Origin of the sequence: Levilactobacillus parabrevis ATCC 53295 (genome assembly GCF_001434055.1) — a bacterium.
In the GTDB taxonomy this organism is placed as follows: domain Bacteria; phylum Bacillota; class Bacilli; order Lactobacillales; family Lactobacillaceae; genus Levilactobacillus; species Levilactobacillus parabrevis.
The window spans coordinates 1-9742 of record NZ_AZCZ01000055.1; the positions used below are offsets into that span (position 1 = coordinate 1).

Below are 9742 nucleotides of genomic sequence, written 5' to 3' on the forward strand. Positions count from 1 at the left end.
CAAGATATTTTACGCTCTCTAAAAAAATGTATCGCAATGTTCTTGCTTGCGGTATGTCTCGCTCTTATCTGAATAAGATGACATTCAATCTTATCAACAATATAACTAATATAACAAAAGCAAATTAAAACATTCACGAAACAGAATTTGAAAATAACACCAGAGAAAAAATATTTTCAAGCTACTAATAAACACATCAAATTAAGCTCAATTGGCGTTAAAAGCCAATTTTTTCTCGATTAAGATCGAATAATCATGAATGTAACATGGTAATTGCGTTACATTCATGAGATTTCTGCTATCTTAAAAGTTAAGGAGGACTATTAAATTGCAATTTGCTAATGTGTTACGAAAAAGAAGAAAAGAACTGCACTTAACCCAACAACAATTGGCTGATAAATTACATGTGACACGTCAAACGCTATCACGCTGGGAAAACAATTTAAGTTATCCAAATTTAGACACATTAGTAAATTTAAGTGAATTTTTAGCTGTTCCTCTAGATATTTTACTTAAAGGTGATGGAAATTTGATGGTTAACAAAATTAGTCAGGACGTACGAGACAAAGACAAGTATAAACGCTATTTGATGATTGTTTCAGCGATCTTTATTCTTATATTTTTATGGTTAAGTGTATTAGGATACGGACGTGCTAGCCAAAATGAATGGATTGATCGTTTCAATCCTTTTTTAAGAGTTCAATATGGTTATGCGGTACTACCTAACCAGGTCCCAGAGAAGAGAGAAAAGACAACTATCATTGATAGTGATGGTAAAAATAAACATGTTGCTGCTGTTAAAACCCCGCAACAAGTTGATGCGTTTGTAGCTGATGATCCTTTTGGGAGTGGTAGTTGGCTAAAGTTTTATACCGGACAATATAGTTCTAAACAGCGTTGGGCACTTGTTGCTCATAAAGGCTCCTATGTTTCAAATGTTCGTCTAGTCTCTCGTGCGCAAATTCCTCTAATGATGCGTGAACAAACTGGGAATCATTATGTAGCTTACGATGCTCATGCAGAAAGACGGATTACTAAACGATTTCTGTGGTGGCCGTTCAATTAAAAAAATTAGTATTGATTAGTCACATTCTGTATATGAAGTGTTAGGTTATTAGGGTATCGACTCATTACCGGTGTAAGACGAAGCCTAGCAAATAAAGTGTTAAGAAAAATACGGAGAGCTAGAANTCACAATATCATTGGCATTGTAGCCATGGATCAAGGTGGTGATATCTGGCAAATGACGGTTGTTTTGGTCAACCGTTTTTAATTGAATGGTCACTGGTTGCTGACGCTGATATGCGTCCGCCAATACCTCGGTAATTGTTGCTAAGGATTGTTGCGGTCGTGGAACGTATACTGCATTCAACTGCTGGTTCTGTTGGTTTAATGCGGCAGTATGATCGGATAAATAGAATCCCTGCCATTTCATCATGCCCCGGTCATGGTAATCATGTTCAAAAAAATGCTTAACCGTGGCTAAATCAAATTCTTGATTATTCAAGGGGCACCCGCTTTCGTTGAATCAGCTTTTGGCTTGCAGGCCACCGTTCCCCAGTAAAGCCGACAAATTCGATCGTTAGCTTTATATCTTGTCGTAATGCTTTTAGTAATTTTTCTAAACCAGCTAAATCATAGTGAGCTAATTTATGTAAGGGAACAGATTGCAAGCGCTCATTAGCCCGTTGACTGTTAAAAAACAGATTATAGGTCTGATCGTAGGTGTCATTAGTCAACATTAACCAATAGCGGGTTTGGGGACGCCGCTTAAACAATAAGGTTAACCGCCCCTTAATAATCTCTATATCGCTATTCATAGCTATTGCCTCCATTATGTCCGCCCACTAGTGAAGCCCGCTTGATAGCGGTGCCTCCCTTTAATAAACTGGTCGCGTAAACTAGTTTGGTGAACCCAAATTGCCGGTGAATTTCATCAATCACTTGGTTTAACCGGCTACGGCGAATTTGGTTGTGCGGGGTTTCAAATAAATTAAGTTGTTGGCCGGAGTTGGCACTTAGTTTACTGCTATAAACACCAATATTCCGGACAGCTTGACCGTCCCAATTCTGACGGAATAACCACAATAATTGTTGTGTCAAAACTTGATTGTCATTAGTTGGTTCCATTTTTAAAGCCTGGTGAAAGCCACCGCGGCCATCTGCTTCAGCTGCGGCATAGGAAAACCCAATGCTTAGCGATAGACAACCGGCCAGTTTATGGTGGTGCCGAAGCCGCGCCGCCACCTGTTCCCCAATTTCTTTAATGACGGTTTCAATTTCGACTTGGTTAAAATAATCTCGTGGCAATACTTGCGAATTACCCAGGCTAGCTTCTTTAACCTTAGTTGGTTCCGTGACTTTTGCGCGATCAATTCCCCAGGCCGTAGCAAATAACTGGCTACCAATGACGCCAAGCTGCTGTTTGAGTAAATATGGGTTAGTGTGGGCTAGCTCATACATATTGTGAATTTGAAGGCGGTTCAAACGTTTAGCCATATGGGGGCCAATCCCCCAAACGTCCGTTAATTCGTCAATTGTCCAAATCTTATCCGGCACAGTTTCGTAATGGATTTCACCGATCAATTCATGATTATGTTTAGCGTAAAGGTCTAAGGCTAATTTAGCTTGCACCGGATTGTCACCAATTCCCACGGTGGTATACAAGCCTAGCTTTTGCCGAACTGTCTTTTGAATCAAGCGCGCCACTTCGCGAACGGAATTGCCAAACAGCCGCCAAGTATGGGTCATATCAAGAATGCTTTCATCAATCGAATACGGCCAAACCTCTTGTTCAGTGGTAAATTGATGAAAGATCTGATTGATCTGCAAATTACGTTGAATATAAAGGTTCATGCGCGGTGGCACGACCCACAACCTGGGGTCATTGGGTAAGTCACGTTTACGGGAGACGTTGGCTTTAAGATGAAATAAGTGCTTAGCTTCGGGTGACGTGGCTAAAATGAGCCCGCCATTGGTGTTTTCAGCTTCACTAAGGACCACTAATGGGACTTTTAAGGGATTAAGGCCCCGGGCAACGGCTTCGCAACTAGCATAAAAGGACTTGTTATCGATTAAGAAAAACACGCCATGCGGTTCATCATCAAAAAACATTTAGATCACTTCCGTTAGCTTTTACCTGTATTGTAGCACAAAAAGCAAACGTACGTTCCCTTAAACTGCTAGAAAGCTGATTAAAAATAGTCGAAAGTCAGTTATAGTCATGCTATAATATAGACAGAAAAAGGAAGCCCCGCTAGAACAGGACTTCCCATGTAGAGCCGTTAAAGACGGTGGCATAATTTAATACGATTAAATAACCGCTAGCTCTGCCAAGCTAAGGCGGTTATTTTTTTTGCTGACTTTTGATCAGCTCAACAATTAATGCGATTAAGGCCACGATAAAAGTACCGAAAGCCAGCATTAATTGTAAAGCGTCCGACACGGACACTTAGGCTACTCCTTTCGTTAGGATTTATGGGCTTTAAAGGTTTAACACCATAAGCACCACCTCCGATTGGAAATAGCCACCGCCTTAACTTCTCTACTGGATCTATTATACAGGCAGCCTAGCTCTTTAACCAAATATAAAATTAAAGAATCAGTAAGAAAACTATATTTATATCTGTAAAAACAGTTTTTAACTGCTAGGTCATAATGTATGGCAGATTGCAAGAAATAACTTGAACGAATTTAATGACGTAAATTAAGCAAGAAGGTACGCTGCCAGAAATAGTACAACGCGAATTTGGGGAGGAAGAATAGTATGAAAGCTGATAGCATACACTTATTTGATTTCCTGGAGAGTGGTAAAACAATTTTTGAAATTCCTGTTTTCCAGCGAAATTATGAGTGGAATAGAGAACAATGTAAACAATTATTTAAAGACCTAACCGTTGCGGCGCAAACTAATACTGATCATTTTATTGGTGCAATTGTTTATGTTACCGAAACCGGTAATAAGATGAGTCATATATATCGCATTATTGATGGTCAGCAGCGCTTAACAAGCTTAACTTTACTATTAAAAGCATTGTCGGTTGCTGATGAACACGACCAAGCGGAAATTGAGGAAGAGTATTTAACTAATAAATATCTGGATGATAATAATCATCTTAAACTAAAACCGGTTGAACATGACTATGAAGCATTTTATTCAGTAATGAATAGGTTAGATTTTGATAAGCCTTCAAAAGTTATCGATAATTATCGCCTTTTTCAAAAACTGATTAAAAGCAGTGACATCGATAGTTCTAAACTGTATGAAGCGATGAACCATTTTAATATGGTTTACATTGAGTTAAGTAGCGATCCAAATGAAGAAAATCCACAAGTTATTTTTGAGAGTTTAAATTCGACGGGAGTTTCGTTATCACCTTCTGATCTAGTTCGAAACTTCCTATTAATGAGACTTGATTCACAGCAACAAACGAAATTATATAAAAATTATTGGGTTAAAATTGAGCGTATGTTTGCTACTAAAACATTTGCTGAATTTATTCGGCATTATTTGGTTGTCAAAACACATACGTCAGTTAAAAAAAATGGTGTATATAGTAGCTATAAGGACTACTTCATTTCAAATGGGTTAAGTTCCGAACAAGCTCTCGCTGACCTCTTTAAATTTGCTAGTTACTACGATCAAATTTTGAATCACAAATCTGCTGATGATCGGTTTAATAAGATATTAGAGCATATCAATGTGATGGATAGTAAGGTTGTATTTCCTTATCTAATGCTATTAATGGATTTAGTAGATACAGCAAAAATTAATCAAGAAGAAGCCATTCAGTTAGCACATATTTTGGAAGGTTATCTTTTCCGATTAAAGGCATGTCAAATGCCAACAAATGGTTTAAATAAAATTGTCGTAGGCCTATGTGATTTATCTAAAGAGGGTGGTAACCTACGCCTCAGGTTACTTCGGTTGCTAAAGGCAAACTTTCCAGACAATCGAAAGTTATTGGAAAGTTTGATGGAAGTGGACCTTTATCATCAAAGAAATCATTTAGCAAAATTATCATTGGTGATCCTTGAAGAACATAGGACTCGAGAAACAATTAATTTTGATGATGCACAGGTTGAGCATATCATGCCACAACGATTGAACGCAGAATGGCGACTTCAGGTTGCTAATGCTGATAAGGTTAAAGAACAGTATGGTGGTACGCTTGGTAACCTGACTTTAACTAAATATAATCAGGAGATGAGTAATAAGCCTTATAGTGAGAAAAAAGAATTTTATAAGGACTCAAATGTTTCTCTTACTCGAGAAGTTTCTGAAACGTATAATCAATGGGGAAAAGAAGCAATTATCGACCGCACTAAAGAGTTAACAGATGAGTTAATCCAAATCTTTCCGATGCCAAACATCAAAGAAGTTAATGAAGAAGAAATTACTGGTGAGTACACAATTGATCAAACAGTTGATGTGACGGGTAAAGCCGCTGTTCAAATAACAATTAATGAAAACGAATATCCAGTAAAAACATGGAAACAAATGTTGAAAATCTTCCTCAATGATCTTTGGAATAGGGATAGTCTTAATTATGATCGGATTAAAGAAAACAATCAGATAAGTCGAATGCTCTTTAGGCCTCACAACGCACCGGCCACGCTTGAAAATGGTACCGTAATCGAAACAAATTTCTCCGCTTCGGTTATTCTAGCCATTATTGCCAAGATTTCTGAGATTTGTGATATTACAGACCAAGTCTCATATACGGTGAAATAATGTATGTGAGTACCTTGCGAATAATAGATTCCGTAAATTGCAAGAACAAGTTAGCCAGTCGTTGAGGATAATCCCAGAACAGGCCGTTATCAAATAGAAGTTGTGGCGCTAGAGAGACTACTGGGCCATGCGGCGAACGCGCCGAGCTTCGGCCTCAAAGTTTTGCTGGGGTGTGCAGTAGCCCTGTTGTTTGCGAGGCAACTGATTCAAGCGGTCTTGCGTGGCCTGCACTTGACTAGGGCTAATGTCATCTAGGGACATGCCCTTAGGGAAGTCCTGGCGGATCATCCGGTTATGTGCCTCGTTGGTGCCACGGTCGCAGGACGTGTAAGGATGGGCGTAGAAGATCTCAGTTTCCGTCCCAGCAAAAGCAGTATTTAAGGCGGTGAACTCGGGTCCGTTGTCTGCTGTGATGGTCTTGATGCAAGCTCCCCATTCGCGCTTGATTCCACGCAATGCATAGCTCACAGAGTCTGCATCTCGTCCTTCGATCAAGCGGAGAAGTTGGCAACGGGTCTTGCGCTCAATCAGAGTCAAGATGACGCTCTCCTTGCCATTGCGTTTACCGACAATGGTATCCATCTCCCAGTGACCAAACTGCCTGCGTCGTTCAACGACCTTAGGCCGTTCCTCGATACTGCGGCCAGCCAGGCGCTTAGCCTTGGTGTGGTGCTGGTGAGAGGTCTTCCGCTTAGTCTTCTCCAACAGGTCGATATTTCGAATCTCTAGGCGTTGGTCGTCAATGTACTGGTACAAAGTCGAGGCACAAACAAGCTCTTCAGGAGTAAACAGCTTGTGTCGCTTGGCATAGCCGATTGAAGCATCCGGCGACCATTTGTCCTGCTTAGCTCGCTGTACGTACCAGGCTAAGAAGACCTGTACACTGGCGAACTTGTCAGGACGATGGCAGCTCAAGCGTGCAGTCTCGTAACGTGCCTGAGCAGCCTCTGGTAGGTATTGTCGATGGTAGACGCGCTTGCCATTACTCTTCTTGACCTGATCTACTGTACCTCGCTTGATTTCATTATTAATGGTCTGCGGGCAGACGCCAATTTCAGCAGCAATCCAACGATTGGACTTCCCAGCTTGGCGGAATCCGGCCACTTTTCCGCGCTCGAGTGATGTTAAGTGCTGACCTTTTTGGCGGTGTGTGCTATCCTGTTTCTGCATCAAGACAACATCCTCTTCCATTGTTTGTGTAGGAACTTCAATGATACAGGATATCTGTTCTTGATGTTTTTTATTGTCCAAAAAATTTTGAGACAGTGGCTAACTTGATTCTAAAATGCGCGTCTTATCAACAACGTGCATGATTCAGTTATTTCAATCGTTTCAACAACCATACTGGCCGGTGCCGCTCAGACTTGTGCACCCGGGTATTAACGACTTGTAGCAATTGTAAAATGGTGAAAATTAGTGAATTACGTTTTCGGTACGCAATGTACTTCGGTTCCCACTCGGTCACATACTTCTCTTTGTACGACCGTAATCCCTGAAAACCATATAACTGGTAGCCATATTCGTAAATTAAATGAGCAATTTTTTCTTGAATAAAACTGTAGCGTGAAACCCCCACACCGGATAACGGTGCCATTCCCATATTGAAATAAGCATAGCCATCGTCACGCGCCTGTTCAAATAGGTGCACAAAGACCGTGTCCATAATGCCGGATGGCGCCGATTTGCTTGACCGCATTAAGTCAATTGAAGTCGTCTGATGATTTCCCTGCGGCATAATATTCGCAAACGCGACAATTCGGTGGTCAGGATCATAAACGACCGCTACGGGTGCCTGATTGAGATACTGCTCATCAAAAAATCCGAGCGAGAATCCTTTTTCCGTCTCACCTGCTAACCAACTATCCGAAACAGCTCGTAATTCAGCCATAACGTTGGCACTGAACGGTGGCTGCAAGATGGCAAACTCATAATCCCGGGTAAACTTATTCATTAGGGCCCGCTCACCCCGTAGCCGTTTACCAGCCAAACTAAAGTCTGCCAATTTGACGTGCCCTTCTTCACCGGTTTTGATAAAGTCAAAGCCCATTTCGTGTAGGCGCATCGTCAGCATCTCACTAATTTCGTAAAAGACTAGCGAGCAACCGTCACTATCTGCGTCATCCAATAACTGTTCCAAGGCAGCTTGTAATACCGCTTGATTACCGAATGGCTCTCCCATAATGATCAGTTTATCAGCCTTCTGCTGGTATAAGAAGATCAGTTGATCGACCCCATCGACTTGATAGTAATATGCTAACTTATCATTCAAATAAGCCAAGTGTGAGATTTCATTGCCGCCATAAGTTTCAATCACTTGTTTGACCCGAGCCGCATCCATCTTTTGACGCAATCGGGCGTTATAGCCACTCGCAAAGTAGCGGTACATAATAATCAAAATCATTGCCGCTAAGACTAACCCAATCACCCCAAATAACCAGAGCTTTTGTGATGGGAAGAACAGAGCTTCAGGAACCGCATGCCGATGATGAATTTGGGGCGCGTTATAGACCCCCACAATCGTATACAAGATAAAGGTCACCACATACACGCAGCTAACCCACAACGTTTGCCCCCACGAAAAAGCCAACCGATCACGATAATAAGCATGCCGCGACAAAGCCACTAGCGCTAGAATCACAATCAAGAAAATCACAAATTTCATCGAAATTGCATCATAAACGACGAGCCAGCGAATCGTATTCAAAATTGCAATCAGCAGGACAATCACCGTTGGCCAAAAAGCTTTTTTGACCCGGCCAGCAGTTCCCAACGCCACCCCAATCAGTAAGAAGGCCATAATAATACTGCTGGCCTGATTAATAAAGAAAAAGGTGTACGGATAAAACTGTAAGAAGAGTTTATTGCTATATGCAAAGATAGGGACCGTTGACATCAACAACATCAGAAAACCAGAAAAGTAGAGAAAAACCGTCAGTACCATCTGAGCAACACGTTGTAATGCCTGCTTAGGAATACCCACTAAGCGCACGTTTAAGCGATGGCCGGTGTCATGGATGAATAAGACCAGCCCGATGGCAAACGGGATAATATAGTAGAATAACCGGTAAAATAAGAGCCATACGACGGCGTCTGGTCGAGAAACTCCGACCGCACTGAGACCAAAAATCATGAAAACGTCGAATGACCCAATACCACCGGGTACCATTGACACTTCACCGACAACCGAAGCAATCACGAATAACGGCACGACTGCTGCAAAATCAATGGGTAATCCCATAAAGTTTCCAATTAATAAGAAGAACAGCACACAGCCAGTCCATTCACCAAACGACCCACTCAATAACCGAACGACGTTGCCGAGCGTAAGGCCATCGAAGAATTCCGAATCGTTGACCCGTGTAAAAATAAAGATAGCTGGAAAATACAGTGCACCACCGACGAGCCAGATCCAGTAACTGCCATACATGTTCCCAATGCCAAAGCCATAGACTAGCACGAGTGAGATCATACAATATAATGACAATCCCGAAACTAAAAACAAAGCGATCTTGGAAATGGCAAACACGATTTGTTTCTTAGTGGCTTCGCGATTATAAAAGTTAGCACGCAGTGAGGCGCCCAGCACGCCCCCAAAACCACCGATATTCGTAAATGTATTGGTGATCCATCCAGCTTTTAAGACATATCCAAGTGAATAGTGGTTGGGTAAAAACTTTGTAATCATGACGTCATACGTCAGCATTGGTGTCACTGCGATAATACCAATCACGACCATGCTCAACAGATGCCACCAGCTTTGCGAAGCAAGCGCATTTGCCAACTGCGCGCCACTGACTTCCTTCGCAATTTTGCCGACTTCCGTAATCACAAATAACAGGACAGAGAATACAAATAATACTTTGATGATCCCCATGCGTTTATTGAGTGCCGTCCCGATTTTCTGTAACGTTGCCTTCAAAAAAATTCTCCTTTCCCTAGATTATCTGTATTTAATCTTGAATTTATAACGTTTTGATTTCCATTTGGTAGATTGTAAAATTAATCCGA

7 protein-coding genes and 1 pseudogene are annotated in these 9742 nt (G+C 41.4%); 2 read left to right on the plus strand and 6 right to left on the minus strand.

Going from position 1 to position 9742, the window contains the following annotated elements; genetic code table 11:
• The first annotated feature begins 328 nt into the window (after nucleotides 1-328).
• On the plus strand, nucleotides 329-1066 hold the full coding sequence (locus tag FD07_RS11060) for a helix-turn-helix domain-containing protein (protein ID WP_003553108.1): 738 nt from the start codon (nucleotides 329-331) through the stop codon (nucleotides 1064-1066).
• A 125-nt stretch (nucleotides 1067-1191) separates the two neighbouring features.
• Here the strand turns inward: FD07_RS11060 and FD07_RS11065 are convergent.
• From FD07_RS11065 to FD07_RS12775, 4 genes and pseudogenes are all read right to left on the minus strand, one after another.
• Nucleotides 1192-1507: pseudogene (locus FD07_RS11065) on the minus strand (hypothetical protein); the annotation flags it as partial.
• The gene (locus FD07_RS11070) at nucleotides 1500-1820 is read right to left on the minus strand and encodes a hypothetical protein (RefSeq protein ID WP_020090488.1); all 321 of its coding nucleotides are present in this window, start codon (nucleotides 1818-1820) and stop codon (nucleotides 1500-1502) included. The pseudogene FD07_RS11065 and the gene FD07_RS11070, both read right to left, overlap by 8 nt.
• Nucleotides 1813-3114, minus strand: a complete 1302-nt coding sequence (locus FD07_RS11075; RefSeq protein WP_020090487.1) for a Y-family DNA polymerase — start codon at nucleotides 3112-3114, stop codon at nucleotides 1813-1815. The genes FD07_RS11070 and FD07_RS11075 overlap by 8 nt, the downstream gene beginning before the upstream one ends.
• A gap of 232 nt (nucleotides 3115-3346) precedes the next feature.
• Nucleotides 3347-3424, minus strand: a complete 78-nt coding sequence (locus tag FD07_RS12775) for a putative holin-like toxin (RefSeq protein WP_076661461.1) — start codon at nucleotides 3422-3424, stop codon at nucleotides 3347-3349.
• Between the two features lie 342 nt (nucleotides 3425-3766).
• Between FD07_RS12775 and FD07_RS11085 the strand changes: the two genes are divergently transcribed.
• Nucleotides 3767-5734 (plus strand): DUF262 domain-containing protein, encoded by a 1968-nt coding sequence (locus FD07_RS11085; protein WP_056990128.1) that lies wholly within the window; start codon nucleotides 3767-3769, stop codon nucleotides 5732-5734.
• A gap of 117 nt (nucleotides 5735-5851) precedes the next feature.
• On the opposite strand, the gene FD07_RS11090 is transcribed toward FD07_RS11085, so the two are convergent.
• Nucleotides 5852-6904, minus strand: a complete 1053-nt coding sequence (locus FD07_RS11090; protein WP_010620018.1) for an IS30 family transposase — start codon at nucleotides 6902-6904, stop codon at nucleotides 5852-5854.
• A gap of 148 nt (nucleotides 6905-7052) precedes the next feature.
• On the minus strand, nucleotides 7053-9653 hold the full coding sequence (gene mprF / locus FD07_RS11095; protein WP_020090472.1) for a bifunctional lysylphosphatidylglycerol flippase/synthetase MprF: 2601 nt from the start codon (nucleotides 9651-9653) through the stop codon (nucleotides 7053-7055).
• Nucleotides 9654-9742 lie beyond the last annotated feature (89 nt).